The organism is Allobosea sp. OK403 (assembly GCF_900113835.1).
In the GTDB taxonomy this organism is placed as follows: Bacteria; Pseudomonadota; Alphaproteobacteria; order Rhizobiales; family Beijerinckiaceae; genus Allobosea.
In genome coordinates, this window is record NZ_FOQV01000003.1 from 712118 (window position 1) to 729014 (window position 16897).

Here is a 16897-nt window from a genome sequence, read left to right on the forward strand (position 1 = left end):
GACCATCGTAGGCTCGCTCACCATCGTAGGCTTGGGCCCCGGTGAGGCGCATTGGCTGACGCCGGCCGCTCAGGCCGCGCTCGACGCCGCCAGCGACCTCGTCGGCTACGGCCCCTATCTCGACCGCATCCCAGAGCGCGCCGGCCGGACCAAGCACGGCTCCGACAATCGCGTCGAGATCGCGCGGGCCGAGCATGCCTTGCGGCTGGCGGCCGAGGGCCGGACCGTCGCAGTCGTCTCGGGCGGCGATCCCGGCGTCTTCGCGATGGCGGCAGCCGTATTCGAGGCGCTGGAGGCGGGCGATCCGGCCTGGCGGGCGCTGACGATCACGGTCGAGCCCGGCATCACGGCGATGCTGGCGGCTGCGGCCAAGGCCGGCGCGCCGCTCGGCGGCGATTTCTGCGCGATCTCGCTCTCGGACAATCTCAAGCCATGGGAGGTCGTGACAGTGCGGCTCGCAGCCGTGTTGGAGGCCGATTTCGTGATTGCGCTCTACAACCCGATCTCGAAGGCGCGGCCCTGGCAGCTCGGCGCCGCGCTCGAGCTGGCGACACGGCACCGCCCGGCGGACACGCCGGTGATCTTCGCCCGCGCCGTCGGGCGTCCGGACGAGAATCTGCGCGTGCTGCCGCTATCGCAGGCTGTCGCGGCTGCAGCTTCCGCCGACATGGCCACCCTGGTGATGATCGGTGCGTCCTCGACGCGGCTGATCGAGCGGCCGGGCCAGGCCGCGATCGTCTATACGCCGCGTTCGGTGACGAAGAGCCCCTGCGCCACCAGCCAGGGCAGGACCTGATCGATATGCTCGACAGCCTCGACATCAGGCTTGGGCGGCCGCTCGACCATGATCACCGGCAAGCCGAGCTGGCGCGCGGCGACGAGCTTACCGGCCGTGGCGTCACCGCCCGAATTCTTGGTGACGAGGATCTCGACCCCCTCGCGGCGCATCAGATCCTCTTCGTCATCGGCATGGAACGGCCCGCGCTGCTGGATCACGGTGACGTCATGCAGCGGCAGGCGGTCGCCGATCGGCTCGATGACCCGAACCAGATAGCGATGGCGCGGCGCGTCGGCGAAGACCGGGAGTTCGAGGCGGCCGACGGTCAGGAAGACGCGCTTCGGCTCGTCCCCCAAGGCCTCGACCGCGCCCTGCATGTCGAGCACCGAGCGCCAGCGATCGCCGGGGCGCGGTATCCAGGGCTTGCGGCGGATCGCGATCAGCGGCACGCCTTCGGCCTTGCAGGCGGCCTGCGCATGGAACGGCATGATCGCGGCGAAGGGATGCGTCGCATCGACGACCGCGATGATCCGCTCATCGACGAGATAGCGGCGCAAGCCGTCAATGCCGCCGAAGCCGCCGACGCGGACAGGGAGGTTCAACGGCCTGGGATCGGCGGTATGTCCGGCCAGGGAGATGATGGCGCGAATTTCGGGGGCCTGCTCAGCCAGATGCTGATCAAGCGCTGCCGCTTCGCTCGTGCCACCGAGGATGAGGACGGTCATGTCGGTATGTTCGCCTGAAATGGCCGGGCTGTCGAGCGTGGAGACACAGTCGCCCTGGCTCACGCTGGTCGGCCTGGGCGAAGACGGCCGCGCCGGCCTGTCGCCGGACGCGCTCGCTGCTGTCGAGAGCGCCGAGATCGTCTTCGGCGGCGAGCGCCATCTCGCCCTGATCGGCTCGGTTCCCGGCGAGGCGCGGGCGTGGCCGCAGCCCTTCCGCAATGCGCTGCCGGCGATCCTGGCCGAGCGCGGCCGCAAGGTCTGCGTGCTGGCGACCAGCGACCCGTTCCATTACGGCATCGGCGCCGGCCTCGCCCGGGCGGTGCCGGCCCATGAGATGCGGGTGATCCCGCAGATCTCGTCCTTCGCCATGGCCTGCACGCGCATGCGCTGGCCGCAGGAGGACTGCGCCCTGGTCTCGCTGCATGGGCGGGCCCTGCAGCGCATCATCCCGCATCTGCAGCCGAATGCGCGCATTCTGGCGCTGTCATGGGACGCCTCGACGCCCGGCGCCGTCGCCAGCCTGCTGACCGCGCGCGGACTGGGCGCGAGCCGGCTCGTGGTGCTGGAATCGCTCGGCGGGCCGCAGGAGCGCATCCGCGCGACCCGCGCCGACGCCTTCGCGCTCGACGGCATCGTGCCGCTCAACATGATCGCCGTGACGGTGGTAGCCGCGCCCGATGCCCGCATCCTGCCGCTGACACCGGGGCTGGACGAAGACTGGTTTGCCCATGACGGGCAGATCACCAAGGCCGATATCCGCGCCATCACGCTCGCCGCGCTCAGTCCCCGCGCCGGCGAACTGCTCTGGGATGTCGGCGCCGGCTCCGGCTCGGTCTCGCTGGAATGGTGCCTGCGCCATCCCCGCAACCGCGCCGTCGCCTTCGAGGAAAAGCCGGAGCGCGCCGAGCGGATCGCCCATAACCGCGTCGCACTCGGCGCGCTGCCGGTCGAGATTCTCGGCGCCGCACCGGCCGCCTTCACCGGGCGCAAGAGCCCGGACGCCGTCTTCATCGGCGGCGGCATCGGGGATGACGGCGTGTTCGGGCAGGCCTATGCCGCGCTGAAACCCGGCGGGCGCCTCGTCGCCAATGTCGTGACGCTGGAAGGCGAGGCGCGATTGGCGGCGCTGTTTGCGGCCCATGGCGGCAGCTTGCGTCGCATCGGGCTTGCCCATCTCGACACGATCGGGACGCTGCATGGCTGGCGTCCGGCGATGCCGGTGACGCAATGGCGGGTGGTGAAGCCGTGAATCGCGGCCGCCTCATCGCCGGCATCGGCCTGCGCCCTGGTACGAGCGAGGCCGATATCCGCGCCTGCCTCGACCACGCGCTGGCGACTGCAGGCATCGCCGGGGAGCTTGTCCCACGTTTCGCGACGCTCGCGGCGCGCAGCGCCGAGCCGGGGCTGCTGGCGCTGGCGAAGGAGCGACAGGCCGAACTCGTCGCCATTCCCGACGAGGCGCTGAAAGGCTTCGAGGCGGCCTGTGCGACGCGCTCGACCCGGATCGCCTCGCTCTATGGCGTCGGCTCGGTGGCGGAGGCCGCAGCGCTCGCCGCAGCAGGTCCCGGCGGCGTCCTGGTGCAATCGCGCATCGCGACCGCTCGCGTCACCTGCGCCCTGGCAAGGACCGCCTCATGACCGTGCATTTCATCGGCGCCGGCCCGGGCGCACCCGATCTCATCACATTGCGCGGACGCGACCTGATCGCATCCTGCCCGGTCTGCCTCTATGCCGGCTCGCTGATCCCCAGGGCGATGCTCGACTGGTGTCCGAAGGATGCCCGCATCATCGACACCGCCCCGCTCGACCTCGACGCCATCATCGCCGAGATGCAAGGCGCCCACCTTGCCGGGCAGGACGTGGCGCGGCTGCATTCGGGCGACCTCTCGATCTGGAGCGCCTGCGGAGAGCAGATGCGTCGGCTCGATGCCCTCGCCATCCCCTATAGCGTGACGCCGGGCGTGCCGGCCTTCGCGGCTGCCGCCGCGAGCCTGAAGCGCGAACTGACACTGCCGGGTGTCGCGCAATCGCTGGTTCTCACCCGCACCTCGGGCCGCGCCTCGGCGATGCCCGAGCGGGAAAAGCTTGCGACGTTCGCGGCATCGGGCGCGACGCTGGCGATCCATCTTTCGATCCATGTCATCGATCAGGTGGTGGCGGAACTCACGCCCTTTTACGGCGCGGAGTGTCCGGTCGCGATCGTGTTCCGGGCGTCCTGGCCCGATGAACGCGTGCTGCGCGGGACGCTGGCTGAGATCGCCGAACAGGTCCGATCCTCGGGACTGGAGCGTACCGCGCTGATCCTGGTCGGACCGGCTTTGGGCGCGGAGGATTTCGGCGAGAGTGCGCTTTACGCGACGGGCTATGATCGGCGGTTTCGGCCCGGCGGCGGCCTATGAAAGCCGCGCTTTCACCCAACCTTGCGGAACGGCGTGCGGGCCACCAGCCCACCCTCGCGGTCGAATACCGCGATCTCCAGCTCGGCGTCGGCCACGCCGAGCGAATGGGCGGCGTTCGTCCAGGCATGGGCCGCAACGACATCGGCGAGCTTCAGGCCCACGCCTTGCGCTCGTTGCAGCACCTCCAGCGCGGTATTGGCCTGCGGCACCCAGGCGGCCAGGGCCTCCTCGCCGCCGGCCTCTCGCACCCGCTCGGAGAGCCAGGTGAAATCGACCGGACCAGCGCGCGAATGCAGATCGAGCATGCCTTGCCCGAGCTTGACCATCTTGGCGAAACCGCCCGCCACCGTGACGCGTTGGACGGGATGTTTACGCAAATATTTCAGCATGCCCCCGGCGAAATCGCCCATGTCGATCAGGGCCTGCTCGCCCAGCCCATGCAGGCACTGGATCGCGGCCTCGGAGGTCGCGCCGGTCGCGCCCGCAACATGGGTCAGCCCTGCCGCGCGGGCGACATCGATGCCGCGATGGATGGAGTGGATCCAGGCGGCACAGGAAAACGGGATCACGATGCCGGTCGTGCCCAGGATCGAGAGCCCGCCGACGATGCCCAGGCGCGGGTTCATGGTTTTCCGCGCGATCGCCTCGCCGCCGGGGATGGAGAGCGTGACCGTGACGTCGCGCGGACCGCCGGTCGAAGCCTGGGCCTCGGCCAGCGCCTGCCGGATCATCTCGCGCGGCATCGGGTTGATGGCGGGCTCACCCACGGCCAGGGGCAGGCCGGGCAAGGTAACGGTGCCGACGCCTTCGCCGGCCTGGAAGACGATGCCGGCGCCGGCGGTGGCCGGGCCGACCCGCGCGATCACGGTCGCGCCATGGGTCACGTCTGGGTCGTCGCCCGCATCCTTGACGATGCCGGCCTCGGCCCCCTCAGTGAGCAAACCATGCCGCGCCAAAGCGAAGGCCGGGCGCTGGCCGCCGGGCAAAGTGATCTCGACAGGATCGAGGAAGTCATGCGTGACCCAGCCGATATAAGCGGATTTGGCGGCAGCAGCCGCGCAGGCTCCTGTCGTCCAGCCGCGCCGCAAAGGGCCTGTTGGCATCTCGTCCATGACCGCCTGCATAGCGCAGGCATGGGCGTGCGTCAGCGGCGGGAGACATCTTTGCAAGGAGCCTGCCCATGACCGCGCGTGGCCTGATCATCGCCGCGCCGCGCTCCGGCTCGGGCAAGACCACGATCACGCTCGGCTTGCAGCGCGCGCTGGTGCGGCGCGGGCTGATCGTGCGGGGGCTGAAATGCGGACCGGACTATATCGATCCGGCCTTCCATGCCGCCGCGACTGGAGCGCCCAGCGCCAATCTCGATTCCTACGCCATGCCCGACGCATTGCTGCACCAAATCGCGCAGGATGCGGCAGGCCAGGCCGACATCGTCATCGCGGAAGGCTCGATGGGCCTGTTCGACGGCGTGCCGGGCGAGGCGGGACATACCGGCGCCAGCGCCGACATCGCGGCCTCGATGGGCTGGCCGGTCGTGCTCGTCATCGATGTCTCCGGCCAGGCGCAATCGGCCGCCGCGATCGCGCTCGGCTGCATGCATTACGATCCGCGCATCACCATCGCCGGCGTCGTCCTCAACAAGGTCGCGAGCGAGCGCCACCGGCGGCTCGTCGGCCAGGGCATGGCGCGTATCGGCCTGCCCGTGCTCGGCTCCTTGCCGCGCGAGGCCAGCCTGATCCTGCCCGAGCGGCACCTCGGATTGGTGCAGGCCGGCGAAACCGACGACCTGTTCGCCCGGCTCGATGCGCTGGCGGACGCTATCGCGGCTGCAGTCGATCTCGATGCCGTGCTCGCAGCTGCAGGGACGACGACGATCGCCGCGCCACTCGCGCCGGCCCCGGCCCTGCCGGCGCCGGGCCGGCGTATCGCCCTTGCCCGCGACGCCGCCTTCAGCTTCGTCTACCCCCATGTCGAGGCCGGCTGGCGCGCGGCCGGGGCCGAACTCGTGCCGTTCTCACCACTCGCCAATGAGCCGCCGCCCGAGGATTGCGACGCCTGCTGGCTGCCAGGCGGCTATCCTGAATTGCATGCGGAGCGGATCGCCGGCGCATCACGCTTCCTCGATGGCCTGCGCAGCTTCGCGCAGAGGCGACCGGTCCATGGCGAGTGCGGTGGCTATATGGTGCTGGGGCGCTCATTGATCGATGCCGAGGGTGTCACTCACGCCATGGCCGGGCTGCTCGGCGTCGAGACCAGCTTCGCCAAGCGCAAGATGAATCTGGGCTACCGCCGCGCCGTGCTGCAGGCCGACGGCCCGCTGGGGCAAGCGGGCCAGGCGCTCACGGGCCACGAATTCCACTACGCCACGATCGTCGCGACCGGAGACGATGCGCCCTTCGCCATGGTCACCGATCCGCATGGCTCGGCTCCCGCGCCCGCCGGCAGCCGGCGCGGCCATGTCACCGGCTCGTTCTTCCACGCGATCGCGTTGGCGCCGTGAGTGCGCCGCCGGTCTTCGACGCAGGCTTCGCGCAGCAATTCGCCGCGCTCCTGGCATGGCGGCGCGATGTCCGACGTTTCCGGCGCGAGCCGCTGCCCGACGGGCTGATCGATACACTACTGGCTCAGGCCGAGCTTTCGCCCTCGGTCGGCCATTCCCAGCCCTGGCGCTGGGTCCGGGTGCGCGAGGAGGCGCAGCGCGAGACGGCGCGCAACAGCTTCCAGCGCTGCAATGCCGATGCGCTCAGCGACTATGAGGGCGAGCGGGCGCGGCTCTATGCCAGCCTCAAACTCGAGGGCATGCGCGAGGCGCCCGAGCAGATCGCGGTGTTCTGCGACCATGGCACCCAACGGGGCCATGGGCTTGGGCGGCGGACCATGCCCGAGATGCTGGATTATTCCGTCGTCGCCGCGATCACGCAGTTCTGGCTCGCGGCGCGGGTCGCGGGCGTGGGCGTCGGCTGGGTCTCGATCCTGGAGCCGGAGGTCGTGCGAGAGGCGCTCAGTGCGCCGCCGGAGTGGAAGCTGATCGCCTGGCTCTGCATCGGTTGGCCGGAGGAAGAGAGCCACGTGCCCGAGCTCGTGCGTGCAGGCTGGGAGAGCGGGCGAGCCACGTAACCCAACCTCGCAACACAAGGCGCGGGGAACCCTCTCCCGTAGGGAGAGGGCAGGGTGAGGGGTCGGCCGTTTGATGGTTTAGCCGGAGCCCAACCGCATTCCGCCGTAAGGTTGGCGTTCCACTGGTCCAGGGGCCTACACCTCACCCCTGCCCCTCTCCTTACAGGAGAGGGGTTCCCCGCGCCTCTAACTGACAGCCGGTGCAGATCTTCAACCCTACAGCGCGACCTTGAACGCCGCTTCCGTCTTGCTGGTGATCTCCTCCAGCGTGACGCCCTCGGCCAGTTCGATCAGGCTCATGCCGCCGCCATTCTCGTCGATCGAGAAGACGCCGAGATCGGTGATCACCATGTCGACCACGCCAGCTCCGGTCAGCGGCAGATCGCAGGCCTTGAGCAGCTTGGCCGATTCCGAGCCGTCCTTGTTCTTGGCGACATGCTCCATCACCACGACGACCTTCTTGACGCCGGCGACAAGGTCCATGGCGCCGCCCATGCCCTTCACCACCTTGCCGGGGATCATCCAGTTGGCGAGGTCGCCATTCTGGGCGACCTGCATGGCCCCCAGGATCGAGAGGTCGATATGGCCGCCGCGGATCATGCCGAAGGAGTCGGCGGAGGAGAAATAACTCGTCGTCGGGAGTTCGGTGATGGTCTGCTTGCCGGCATTGATCAGGTCGGGATCCTCATCGCCCTCATAGGGGAAGGGGCCCATGCCGAGCATGCCGTTCTCGGACTGGAGCTGAACCGAAACCCCCGCGGGGATGTAGTTCGAGACCAGCGTCGGAATGCCGATGCCGAGATTGACGTAATAGCCGTCCTTGAGTTCCTTGGCGGCGCGGGCTGCGATCTGTTCACGGGTCCAGGGCATGTCTTGAACTCCTTAAGCCGCGCGCTTGCGGGTGGTGCGCTGCTCGATGCGCTTGGCCGCATTGGTGACGTGGACGATCCGCTTCACGAAGATGCCCGGCGTATGCATGTGATCGGGATCGATCTCGCCCGCCGGCACGAGATGCTCGACCTGGGCGATGGTCAGCCGCGAGGCCGAGGCCATCATCGGATTGAAGTTGCGGGCCGTCTTCCGGTAGACGAGATTGCCTTCGGTATCGCCCTTCCAGGCATGGACCAGCGAGATATCGGCGAAGAGGCCGCGCTCCATGATGTAGCGCTCGCCGTCGAAGACGCGCTCCTCCTTGCCTTCCGCGACCAGCGTGCCGACGCCGGTCTTGGTGAAGAAGGCCGGAATGCCCGCCCCGCCGGCGCGGATGCGCTCGGCCAGCGTGCCCTGCGGGGTGAATTCAAGCTCGAGTTCGCCGGCGAGGAACTGCTGGGCGAAGAGTTTGTTCTCGCCGACATAAGACGAGATCATCTTCTTGATCTGCCGGGTCTCGAGCAGGATGCCAAGGCCCGCGCCGTCGATGCCGGCATTGTTGGAGATGAAGGTCAGGTCCTTGGCGCCGCTCTCGCGCACCGCCTCGATCAGCAGATCGGGAATGCCGCAAAGGCCGAAGCCGCCGGCCATGAGGGTCATGCCGTCCTTGATGGCGCCGGCCAGAGCGGCCTTGGCGTCAGGAAAAACCTTCTTCGACATCGCGTTGCCTTTGCCGCTGGAATGACTGGCCGGAGGGCTTGCTAAAGCACTAGCCGAGCGCGAGGGGCGGTTGCAACATCGACTCTTGCCGGAGAAGCTCGGGAACCCCTCTCCCTAAGGAGAGAGGTTCCCCGCGGTTCTGCGCTTTACCTCACGACGCCGGGCAGGCCGCACCGCTATCCGCCCAGGCCTGCATCAGCGCGCCGAACTGGGCATTGGTGCCTGGCGCCGGCTCTCGGCCGGGGCCTGGCTTCCAGCCCCAGAGCACCAGCGAGTCGGTGGTGACATGCTTGACGATCGCCGCGAGGTCGCGGCCGCCATTGCGGCTCTGGTCCTTGAGCTGCAGGCAGATCTGGCCCAGCGTCTTGCCCTCCCAGGCCATAGAGGCCGGAGCGAGCGCCCAGTGGCCGTCGCCAGGCACGCGGGCGGGATCGTAGTTCTGCTTGCCATGGCAAGTGGCGCATTCCAGGCCCGGCGCGCCATGGCCGTCCTTGCCACGCACCACCACGGGCTGGTGCAGGCGGCGCGCATCGGTCTGGCGCGGGCGCTCGGTCGCCGGATGGCAGTTCATGCAGCGCGGATGCGTCAGCACCTTGCCGATCTCGCCAAACAGCGCAGCCGAGCGCGCCTGCTGGTTGGGGATGGTCGAGAAGCTCGCGGCATCCTGCAGGGGCGGGCCGCCACGCTGGGGGGCGGATTGGGCGAAGGTCAGCGCCGTGCCGCCGAGGCCGAGCGCCAGCGCCGCTGCGCTCGCAAGGAGGAGAGGCCGCATCAGACCGTTCCTCCAACCATCGGCAATTGCCGGGGCCGGATCTGCCCCAATCGCGCCAAGGCATTGGCCACCGCTGGCCCGATCGGTGGTACGCTGGGCTCGCCGACGCCGGTCGGCTTCTCCGTCGAGGCGATGATCATGACCTCGACCGCCGGCATCTCGTGGATGCGCAGCGAGCGGTAGCTGTCGAAATTCGTCTGCACCGGCTTGCCGGCATCGAGGGTGATCTCGCCATAGAGCGCATGACCGATGCCGAAGCCGATGCCGCCTTCCATTTGGGCGCGGATGACGTCGGGATTGACCGCGACGCCGCAATCGACCGCGCACCAGACCTTGTGGACCTTGGGCTCGCCATCGCTGCCGAGCGAGACCTCGGCGATCTGGGCGACGAAGGAGCCGAAGCTCTCGACCACCGCGACGCCGCGCGCCCGGCCCTCGACGGAGTTGGGCCCGTTCCATTTGGCGAGCTCGGCCACCGCCTTGAGCACGCCCATCGCGCGCGGCTCCTTGCCCATCATGGCAAGCCGGCCCGCGACCGGATCCAGCCCTGCAGCCTGCAGCAATTCGTCGACGAAACACTCGACCGCATAGGCGGTGTGGGTGTGGCCGACCGAGCGCCACCACAAGGTCGGCACGCCGACCTTGGCGGTGTGCACCTCGCAGGCGAAATCAGTGATCTCGTAAGGCAGCTCGTTGGCACCCTCGATCATGGTCGAATCGATGCCGTTCTTCACCACCATCGCCTCGAAGGGCGTGCCGAGGAAGAAGGACTGGCCGACGATGCTGTCGGTCCAGGCCGCGATCTTGCCGTCCTTCACCGCCCCGCGCAGCTTGTGCAGGAAGAGCGGGCGGTAATAGCCGCCGGTGAGATCGTCCTCGCGCGTCCAGACCAGCTTGACCGGGCGGTTGGGGCCGATCGCCTTCGCGACCATGGCAAGCTCGGCCGCCAGGTGCTGGCTGACCTGGGCGCGGCGGCCGAAGGAGCCGCCCGCCAGCATGGTCTCGAGCCTGACCTTGTCCTGGGGCAAGCCCAGCACGGCCGCGATGGTGGCGTGCTCGGTCGTCTGGAACTGGCTGCCGAAGCGGGCGAGCGCTTGGGTTCCGTCCCATTCGAGATAGCCGTCGAGCGGCTCCATCGGCGCATGCGCCAGATAGGGGAAGACGAACTCGGCCTCGACCACCGTATCGGCCTTGGCGAGCACGGCCTCGGCATCGCCATGCTTGCCGACGACGGTGCCCGGCGTGCGCGCCAGCGCCCGGTATTCGGCGATGAGCTCGCGGCTGCTGCGCTTTTCGGCGGCGCTCTCGTCCCAGGTGACCTTCAGCGCCTCGCGTCCCTTGATCGCGGGCCACATGCCTGTGGCATAGACTGCGACACCGGAGCCGATCGGCTTGACGTCGACCACGCCCTTGACCTTCAGCGTCTCGGCAGCGTCGAAGCTCGCCATCTTGCCGCCAAAGCGCGGCGGGCGAGCGACGACGACCGTCAACATGCCCGGCGTATGGATGTCGATGGTGAATTGGGCCTTGCCGCGCGCCTTGTCGGCGCTGTCGAGGCGCTTGACCGCGCCTTCCCTGCCGATCAAGCGGAAATTCGCTGGCTGCTTCAGCGCCACGTTCTCCGGCACGGGCAGCTTGGAAGCCGCGCCGGCGAATTCGCCGAAGCGGCCCTGTTTGCCAGTGGGATGCTTGAGCACGCCCGCCTCAACGGTGATCTCGCCAGCCGGGACCTTCCAGGCCTCGGCCGCCGCCTGCACCAGCATGGCGCGCGCCGTCGCGCCGGCCTTGCGCATCTGCTCGAAGGAATTGGCGATGGCCGAGGAGCCGCCGGTGCCCTGCACGCCGAAGAGGAGGTTGGCGTAGAGCTTGACGTCGGCCGGCGCATGCTCGGCGCGCATCTGGCCCCAATCGGCGTCCATCTCCTCGGCGACGAGCGTGGTGAGGCCGGTGAACGGCCCCTGGCCGAATTCGATATGCTTGATCAGGACGGTGACCGTGTCGTCGGCGGCGACGCGGACGAAGGCATTGGGCGCGAAGACGGCTGCACCGCCCGCGGGGCGAGCGGACTGCGCCCTGGCGACCTCCGGCAGATGCAGCCCGATGACGAGAGCGCCGGCCCCGGCCAGGAGCGCGCGGCGGGAGAGAGTGATGTCGTGAGCGGTCATGATCAGGCCTCCAGCGAGCGGGCAGCGCTATGGATCGCGGCGCGGATGCGGGCATAGGTCGCGCAGCGGCAGATGTTGCCGTTCATGGCGAGATCGATGTCCTGGTCGGTCGGCTTCTTGTTTTCCTTGAGCAAGGCGATAGCGCTCATCACCTGGCCCGACTGGCAATAGCCGCATTGCGGCACGTCGCCGGCGGTCCAGGCCGCCTGCACCGCCTCGGCCTCGCGGCCGGAGACCGCCTCGATCGTGGTGATCTCGGCGCCGGCCACGGCGGAAACCGGCGTCACGCAGGAACGCAGCGGCTTGCCGTCGAGATAGACGGTGCAGGCGCCGCATTGCGCGACGCCGCAGCCGAATTTGGTGCCGGTGAGGCCGAGATTGTCACGCAGCGCCCAGAGCAGGGGCGTGTCGTCGTCGATATCGACGCTATGCGTCGTTCCGTTGACCTTGAAGGTATGGGCCATGGCTGCCTCCGATGCTGATATGACGCAGCGCGGCACCATGGTGCGGATCGAGGCTCGCCCTCGCCGGCCCGATCTGACATATCAGAAGCGGGCTATCAATCCGTAGTCCTGGGTCGCGCGACTGGACTAATTAGACGTTTTCAGTCTAGTTAGGATAGTCGCGCTCAGTTTGGATCTTGTCAAGACTGCAAATGGCCGACAGCACCGAAAGTTCCGGCACCGGAGCGAATTCTTGTGCCGAGGATGCGACCACCCGTATCGACCAGATCGCGGATGCGGCCCTGCGCCGTTTCGCGCGCTACGGTTTCAAGCGCACCTCGATGGACGACATCGCCAAGGAGGCCGGCCTCGCCAAGGCGACGCTCTATCTGCATTTCAAAGGCAAGGACGACGTCTTCCGGGCGATGATGCTGCGGACCGGCCAGCGGGTCGATGCCCGCTGCCAGCGCGTGATGACGATGACGGCTCCGTTTCCGGAGCGGCTCGCGGCGCTGCTCGACGCGCATTTCGGCACCGGCTACGCCTGTTTCGGCGCGGGCGAGCACCTCCTCGAGCTCAAAGCCGTGATGACGAGCGTCGCCAGCGCCGAGGTGCAGGTTTTCGAGAGCATCTTCACGCGTCATGCCACCACGCTCCTCGAAAAGGCGGAGGCGGCGGGCGAGATCAGCCTGTCGCGCAGCGGGCTTTCGACAGCCACCTTCGTGGCGACATTGATGCAGACCGCAGCCGGCGCGAAGGCCGGCGCCAGACTCTCGTGCGAAACTTACGGGGCCCGCCTGCGCGATCTCGCATCGATCTTCGCCGCCGCTCTGGCGCCGACGGGCCGGGATTGAGGGTTTTCATCTCCTGCCTTAGCCAAACGTCGTAATTCGCGCCGAAACCGCCGCAATTACGGGCAGAAGCCGCCGTTGACACTCGCTCGCGGCGCAGTGCAGCATGACTGCAAGGGGAAACGTAACAAGAAGAAAGAATACGATGCTACGCTCTGGCAATCGCCATGGCTGACGACATCATTCTGTCGACGGCGGGACTGACCAAGGACTTCGGCGGCTTCAAAGCCGTCAGCGGCGTCGACCTCAAGGTCCGGCGCGGACACATCCATGCGCTGATCGGCCCCAACGGCGCCGGCAAGACGACATGCTTCAATCTGCTGACCAAATTCCTCAGCCCGACCAAGGGCGCGATCATCTATAACGGCCGCGACATCACGCGCGAGAAGCCGGCCGAGATCGCGCGGCTCGGCCTCGTGCGCTCCTTCCAGATCTCGGCGGTGTTCCCGCAGCTCAGCGTGCTGACCAATGTGCGCATCGCGCTGCAGCGCAAGCGCGGCGACTCGTTCGATTTCTGGCGCTCGGAGAAGGTGCTGGCCGGGCTCGACGAGGAGGCGATGCGCCTCCTCGATGCGGTGGGGCTCGGTTCCTTCGCCGGGCTGGCGGCAGCCGAACTCAGCTATGGCCGCAAGCGCGCGCTCGAGATCGCCACGACGCTCGCGCTCGATCCCGAAATGCTGCTGCTCGACGAGCCGATGGCCGGCATGGGCCGCGAGGATGTCGAGCGCATCGAGGCCCTGATCCGCAAGGTCTCGGTGAACCGCACCATCCTGATGGTCGAGCACAATCTCTCGGTGGTCGCCTCGCTCTCGGACCGCATCACGGTTTTGGCACGCGGGCAGGTGCTGGCCGAGGGTGACTATGCCGCGGTCTCGAAGGATCCGCGCGTGATCGAGGCCTATATCGGCTCGGGGGGCGACCATGCTCACTAGGACGACGGCGGCCGGAGCGCCCACGGCCGACACAGCTCCGCTGCTCAAGGTGCGCGGGCTCGAAGCCTGGTATGGCGAGAGCCATGTGCTGCACGGCGTCGATTTCGACGTTGCTCCCGGCGAGGTGGTGACGCTGCTCGGCCGCAACGGCGCCGGCAAGACGACGACGCTGAAATCGATCATGGGGGTGATGGGCAAGCGCCGCGGCTCGGTCGTGCTGGAGGGCACCGAGACGATCGCCCTGCCCTCGCGCGCCATCGCCCGGCTCGGCATCGGCTATGTGCCGGAGGAGCGCGGCATCTATGCCAGCCTCTCGGTCGAGGAGAACCTGCTGCTGCCGCCGCAGGTCAGGCCGGGCGGGCTTTCGCTCGAGCAGATCTTCGAGCTCTTCCCCAACATCAAGGAGCGCTTGAAGAGCCAGGGCACGAAGCTCTCGGGCGGCGAGCAGCAGATGCTGGCGATCGGCCGCATCCTGCGCACCGGCGCCCATCTCCTCCTGCTCGACGAGCCGACCGAGGGGCTGGCCCCGGTCATCATCGAACAGATCGGCCGGACGATCGCGCGATTGAAGCGCGAGGGCTTCACCATCATCCTGGTCGAGCAGAATTTCCGCTTCGCCGCGACCGTCGCCGACCGGCACTATGTCGTCGAACAGGGCAAGGTCGTCGACATGATCCCCAATGACGAGCTCGATGCCAATATCGACAAGCTCCACGGCTATCTCGGAGTCTGAAACCACCCTCCAGGACCCAGAACGCCAAGACTAAGAGCGCCAAAACCAAGCAGTTCAACAACAAGAACAACGTCGAAAACGACATTCACTCCAGGGAGAGAACCATGATGAAACTCAAGACCATTCTGGCGACGACGGCGCTGGCGGCGCTGATGGCGAGCCCGGCACTCGCCCAGCAGATCTCCGTCAAGGCCGGCGTGCTGAACGACCGCTCCGGCCTCTATGCCGACCTCTCCGGCGAGGGCTCGGTCATCGCCGCGCGCCTCGCAGTCGAGGATTTCAAGGCCGCCGAGAAGGGCATCAAGGTCGAGATCGTCTCGGCCGACCATCAGAACAAGCCCGATGTCGGCTCGACCATCGCCCGGCAATGGTATGATCAGGACGGCGTCGACCTGATCCTCGACGTGCCGACCTCTTCGGTGGCGCTCGCCGTGAACCAGATCACCAAGGAAAAGAACAAGATCCACATCAATTCCGGCGCCGCGTCCTCCGACCTCACCGGCAAGGCCTGCACGCCCAACACGATCCACTGGACCTACGACACCTATGCCCTGGCCCAGGGCACCGGCGGCGCGATGGTCAAGGCCGGCGGCGACAGCTGGTTCTTCCTGACAGCCGACTATGCCTTCGGCCATGCGCTGGAGCGCGACGCCACCGAGGTCATCACCAAGAATGGCGGCAAGGTGCTGGGCGCGGTTCGCACACCGTTCCCGGGCACCGATTTCTCCTCCTTCCTGCTGCAGGCGCAGGCCTCGAAGGCCAAGGTCATCGGGCTCGCCAATGCCGGCGGCGACACCATCAACTCGATCAAGCAGGCCGGCGAATTCGGCATCGTCGCCGGCGGCCAGAAGCTCGCCGGGCTCCTCGTCTTCGCCTCCGATGTGCATGCGCTCGGCCTGCAGACGGCGCAGGGCCTGGTGCTGACCGAGGCCTTCTACTGGGACACCAACGACCAGACCCGGGCCTGGTCGGAGCGCTTCGCCAAGCTCAACAACGGCAAGAAGCCGACCATGGTGCAGGCCGGCGTCTATTCCGGCTTGCTGCATTATCTCAAGGCGGTCGAGGCCGCCAAAAGCAAGGACACCGCCACCGTCATGGCGAAGATGAAGGAGATGCCGACCGACGATCCGCTCTTCGGCAAGGGCACGGTGCGCGCCGACGGCCGCAAGATGCACGACATGTATCTCTTCGAGGTCAAGAAGCCGTCGGAATCGAAGGGGCCCTGGGACTACTACAAGCAGCTCGCAGTGCTGCCGGCCGACAAGGCCTTCCGCCCGCTCTCCGAAAGCGAGTGCCCGCTCGTCAAGAAGTGAGCGGCTGCTATAGCGTCACTCTCGGGCTTGTGCCCTGAGAGTCTCGTGACCAGAGCAAGCTGGTTTCGGAGATGGTCGGGTCAAGCCCGACCATGACGGCCGCCGAAATGGATCCCGGCCCATTGCTTCGCTCCGGCCGGGATCACGCTCTCAATTCGATTAACGACCGCGTTCAGGTCAGGTGACCGGCTATGTTCGAGCTTCTCGGAATCCCGCCACAAGCGCTGTTCGGCCAGGTCCTGCTCGGCCTGATCAACGGCTCGTTCTACGCCATCCTCAGCCTCGGGCTGGCGGTGATCTTCGGATTGCTCAACATCATCAACTTCGCCCATGGCGCGCAGTACATGATGGGCGCCTTCGTCGCCTGGATGTGCCTGAACTATCTCGGCATCAATTACTGGGCGGCGCTCCTGCTGGCGCCCTTGATCGTCGGCGTCTTCGGTGTGCTGATCGAGCGCTTCCTGATCGCCAAGCTCGCCAATCTCGACCATCTCTACGGGTTGCTGCTGACCTTTGGGCTGGCCCTGATCATCCAAGGCCTGTTCCGCAACAATTACGGCTCGTCGGGCCTGCCCTACCAGATTCCCGACGCGCTCAAGGGCGGGCAGAATCTCGGCTTCATGTTCCTGCCGAACTATCGCGGCTGGGTCGTGGGCGCCTCGCTCGTCGTCTGCCTCGTGACCTGGTTCATGATCGAGAAGACCAGGCTCGGCGCCTATCTGCGCGCCGCCACCGAGAACCCGACCCTGACCCAGGCCTTCGGCATCAACGTGCCGCTCCTGGTGACTCTGACCTACGGCTTCGGCGTCGCGCTGGCGGCATTCGCCGGCGTGCTCGCCGCGCCGATCTATTCGGTCAATCCGAATATGGGCGCCGATTTGATCATCGTCGTCTTCGCGGTCGTCGTGATCGGCGGCATGGGGTCGATCATGGGTGCGATCGTCACCGGCTTCGGGCTTGGATTGGTCGAAGGCCTGACCAAGGTGTTCTACCCGGAGGCCTCGGCCACGGTCATCTTCATCATTATGGTGCTGGTGCTGCTGGTGAAGCCCGCCGGTCTGTTCGGGCGGGCGGCTTGA

At 67.5% G+C, this 16897-nt stretch carries 18 protein-coding genes; 11 read left to right on the forward strand and 7 right to left on the reverse strand.

Annotated elements, in window-relative coordinates:
- Positions 1–4 precede the first annotated feature (4 nt).
- Entirely contained in the window at positions 5–796 is a 792-nt protein-coding gene (cobJ, locus tag BMZ97_RS14535; RefSeq protein ID WP_092171448.1) for a precorrin-3B C(17)-methyltransferase, read from the forward strand.
- On the opposite strand, the gene BMZ97_RS14540 is transcribed toward cobJ, so the two are convergent.
- Positions 739–1503: a cobalt-precorrin-6A reductase gene (locus BMZ97_RS14540; protein ID WP_092170558.1), complete on the reverse strand. Its 765-nt coding sequence runs from the start codon at positions 1501–1503 to the stop codon at positions 739–741. The two genes, cobJ and BMZ97_RS14540, sit on opposite strands and share 58 nt — an antisense overlap.
- Between BMZ97_RS14540 and cbiE the strand changes: the two genes are divergently transcribed.
- The 3 genes from cbiE to cobM are packed head-to-tail and all read left to right on the forward strand — an operon-like array spanning position 1502 to position 3902.
- Positions 1502–2752 carry a precorrin-6y C5,15-methyltransferase (decarboxylating) subunit CbiE gene (cbiE, locus tag BMZ97_RS14545; RefSeq protein ID WP_244546408.1) on the forward strand — a complete coding sequence of 417 codons (1251 nt, stop codon included), beginning with the start codon at positions 1502–1504 and terminating at the stop codon, positions 2750–2752. The genes BMZ97_RS14540 and cbiE overlap by 2 nt on opposite strands.
- Entirely contained in the window at positions 2749–3141 is a 393-nt protein-coding gene (locus BMZ97_RS14550; RefSeq protein ID WP_175525562.1) for a cobalamin biosynthesis protein, read from the forward strand. Before cbiE ends, BMZ97_RS14550 begins: the two co-directional genes overlap by 4 nt.
- Complete coding sequence (cobM, locus tag BMZ97_RS14555; protein ID WP_092170565.1) at positions 3138–3902, forward strand: precorrin-4 C(11)-methyltransferase; 765 nt, start codon at positions 3138–3140, stop codon at positions 3900–3902. Before BMZ97_RS14550 ends, cobM begins: the two co-directional genes overlap by 4 nt.
- Before the next feature lie 11 nt (positions 3903–3913).
- Here cobM and BMZ97_RS14560 read toward each other — a convergent pair whose 3' ends face one another.
- On the reverse strand, positions 3914–5014 hold the full coding sequence (locus BMZ97_RS14560) for a cobalt-precorrin-5B (C(1))-methyltransferase (protein ID WP_092171451.1): 1101 nt from the start codon (positions 5012–5014) through the stop codon (positions 3914–3916).
- Positions 5015–5082: 68 nt separating this feature from the next.
- Here BMZ97_RS14560 and BMZ97_RS14565 point away from each other — a divergent pair, with 68 nt between their 5' ends.
- A complete protein-coding gene (locus tag BMZ97_RS14565; protein WP_092170568.1) occupies positions 5083–6402 on the forward strand; it encodes a cobyrinate a,c-diamide synthase in 1320 nt (439 codons plus the stop codon).
- Complete coding sequence (bluB, locus tag BMZ97_RS14570; RefSeq protein ID WP_092170571.1) at positions 6399–7019, forward strand: 5,6-dimethylbenzimidazole synthase; 621 nt, start codon at positions 6399–6401, stop codon at positions 7017–7019. Before BMZ97_RS14565 ends, bluB begins: the two co-directional genes overlap by 4 nt.
- A 216-nt stretch (positions 7020–7235) precedes the next feature.
- On the opposite strand, the gene BMZ97_RS14575 is transcribed toward bluB, so the two are convergent.
- From BMZ97_RS14575 to BMZ97_RS14595, 5 genes are all read right to left on the reverse strand, one after another.
- The gene (locus BMZ97_RS14575) at positions 7236–7889 is read right to left on the reverse strand and encodes a 3-oxoacid CoA-transferase subunit B (RefSeq protein ID WP_092170573.1); all 654 of its coding nucleotides are present in this window, start codon (positions 7887–7889) and stop codon (positions 7236–7238) included.
- 12 nt (positions 7890–7901) lie between these two features.
- A complete protein-coding gene (locus BMZ97_RS14580) occupies positions 7902–8609 on the reverse strand; it encodes a CoA transferase subunit A (RefSeq protein ID WP_092170575.1) in 708 nt (235 codons plus the stop codon).
- Positions 8610–8760: 151 nt separating this feature from the next.
- Positions 8761–9381 carry an Isoquinoline 1-oxidoreductase subunit gene (locus BMZ97_RS14585; RefSeq protein ID WP_210188257.1) on the reverse strand — a complete coding sequence of 207 codons (621 nt, stop codon included), beginning with the start codon at positions 9379–9381 and terminating at the stop codon, positions 8761–8763.
- Positions 9381–11546 (reverse strand): xanthine dehydrogenase family protein molybdopterin-binding subunit, encoded by a 2166-nt coding sequence (locus BMZ97_RS14590; protein WP_092170578.1) that lies wholly within the window; start codon positions 11544–11546, stop codon positions 9381–9383. Before BMZ97_RS14590 ends, BMZ97_RS14585 begins: the two co-directional genes overlap by 1 nt.
- A 2-nt stretch (positions 11547–11548) precedes the next feature.
- On the reverse strand, positions 11549–12010 hold the full coding sequence (locus tag BMZ97_RS14595) for a (2Fe-2S)-binding protein (protein WP_092170581.1): 462 nt from the start codon (positions 12008–12010) through the stop codon (positions 11549–11551).
- 191 nt (positions 12011–12201) lie between these two features.
- Here BMZ97_RS14595 and BMZ97_RS14600 point away from each other — a divergent pair, with 191 nt between their 5' ends.
- From BMZ97_RS14600 to BMZ97_RS14620, 5 genes are all read left to right on the forward strand, one after another.
- The gene (locus BMZ97_RS14600) at positions 12202–12843 is read left to right on the forward strand and encodes a TetR/AcrR family transcriptional regulator (RefSeq protein WP_092170583.1); all 642 of its coding nucleotides are present in this window, start codon (positions 12202–12204) and stop codon (positions 12841–12843) included.
- A gap of 164 nt (positions 12844–13007) precedes the next feature.
- Positions 13008–13772 (forward strand): ABC transporter ATP-binding protein, encoded by a 765-nt coding sequence (locus tag BMZ97_RS14605; protein ID WP_092170586.1) that lies wholly within the window; start codon positions 13008–13010, stop codon positions 13770–13772.
- The gene (locus BMZ97_RS14610; protein ID WP_092170589.1) at positions 13762–14505 is read left to right on the forward strand and encodes an ABC transporter ATP-binding protein; all 744 of its coding nucleotides are present in this window, start codon (positions 13762–13764) and stop codon (positions 14503–14505) included. The genes BMZ97_RS14605 and BMZ97_RS14610 overlap by 11 nt, the downstream gene beginning before the upstream one ends.
- A 107-nt stretch (positions 14506–14612) precedes the next feature.
- A complete protein-coding gene (locus BMZ97_RS14615; protein ID WP_092171456.1) occupies positions 14613–15818 on the forward strand; it encodes an ABC transporter substrate-binding protein in 1206 nt (401 codons plus the stop codon).
- Between the two features lie 191 nt (positions 15819–16009).
- Complete coding sequence (locus tag BMZ97_RS14620; protein WP_092170592.1) at positions 16010–16897, forward strand: branched-chain amino acid ABC transporter permease; 888 nt, start codon at positions 16010–16012, stop codon at positions 16895–16897.

Excerpts from the sequence above, each read along its gene's own strand:
- cbiE (WP_244546408.1), top strand. The coding sequence starts at position 1,502 with ATGTCGGTATGTTCGCCTGAAATGGCCGGGCTGTCGAGCGTGGAGACA.
- BMZ97_RS14540 (WP_092170558.1), bottom strand. The coding sequence starts at position 1,503 with ATGACCGTCCTCATCCTCGGTGGCACGAGCGAAGCGGCAGCGCTTGAT.
- cobM (WP_092170565.1), top strand. The coding sequence starts at position 3,138 with ATGACCGTGCATTTCATCGGCGCCGGCCCGGGCGCACCCGATCTCATC.
- BMZ97_RS14560 (WP_092171451.1), bottom strand. The coding sequence starts at position 5,014 with ATGGACGAGATGCCAACAGGCCCTTTGCGGCGCGGCTGGACGACAGGA.
- BMZ97_RS14565 (WP_092170568.1), top strand. The coding sequence starts at position 5,083 with ATGACCGCGCGTGGCCTGATCATCGCCGCGCCGCGCTCCGGCTCGGGC.
- BMZ97_RS14575 (WP_092170573.1), bottom strand. The coding sequence starts at position 7,889 with ATGCCCTGGACCCGTGAACAGATCGCAGCCCGCGCCGCCAAGGAACTC.
- BMZ97_RS14580 (WP_092170575.1), bottom strand. The coding sequence starts at position 8,609 with ATGTCGAAGAAGGTTTTTCCTGACGCCAAGGCCGCTCTGGCCGGCGCC.
- BMZ97_RS14585 (WP_210188257.1), bottom strand. The coding sequence starts at position 9,381 with ATGCGGCCTCTCCTCCTTGCGAGCGCAGCGGCGCTGGCGCTCGGCCTC.
- BMZ97_RS14590 (WP_092170578.1), bottom strand. The coding sequence starts at position 11,546 with ATGACCGCTCACGACATCACTCTCTCCCGCCGCGCGCTCCTGGCCGGG.
- BMZ97_RS14595 (WP_092170581.1), bottom strand. The coding sequence starts at position 12,010 with ATGGCCCATACCTTCAAGGTCAACGGAACGACGCATAGCGTCGATATC.
- BMZ97_RS14600 (WP_092170583.1), top strand. The coding sequence starts at position 12,202 with ATGGCCGACAGCACCGAAAGTTCCGGCACCGGAGCGAATTCTTGTGCC.
- BMZ97_RS14605 (WP_092170586.1), top strand. The coding sequence starts at position 13,008 with ATGGCTGACGACATCATTCTGTCGACGGCGGGACTGACCAAGGACTTC.
- BMZ97_RS14610 (WP_092170589.1), top strand. The coding sequence starts at position 13,762 with ATGCTCACTAGGACGACGGCGGCCGGAGCGCCCACGGCCGACACAGCT.
- BMZ97_RS14615 (WP_092171456.1), top strand. The coding sequence starts at position 14,613 with ATGAAACTCAAGACCATTCTGGCGACGACGGCGCTGGCGGCGCTGATG.
- BMZ97_RS14620 (WP_092170592.1), top strand. The coding sequence starts at position 16,010 with ATGTTCGAGCTTCTCGGAATCCCGCCACAAGCGCTGTTCGGCCAGGTC.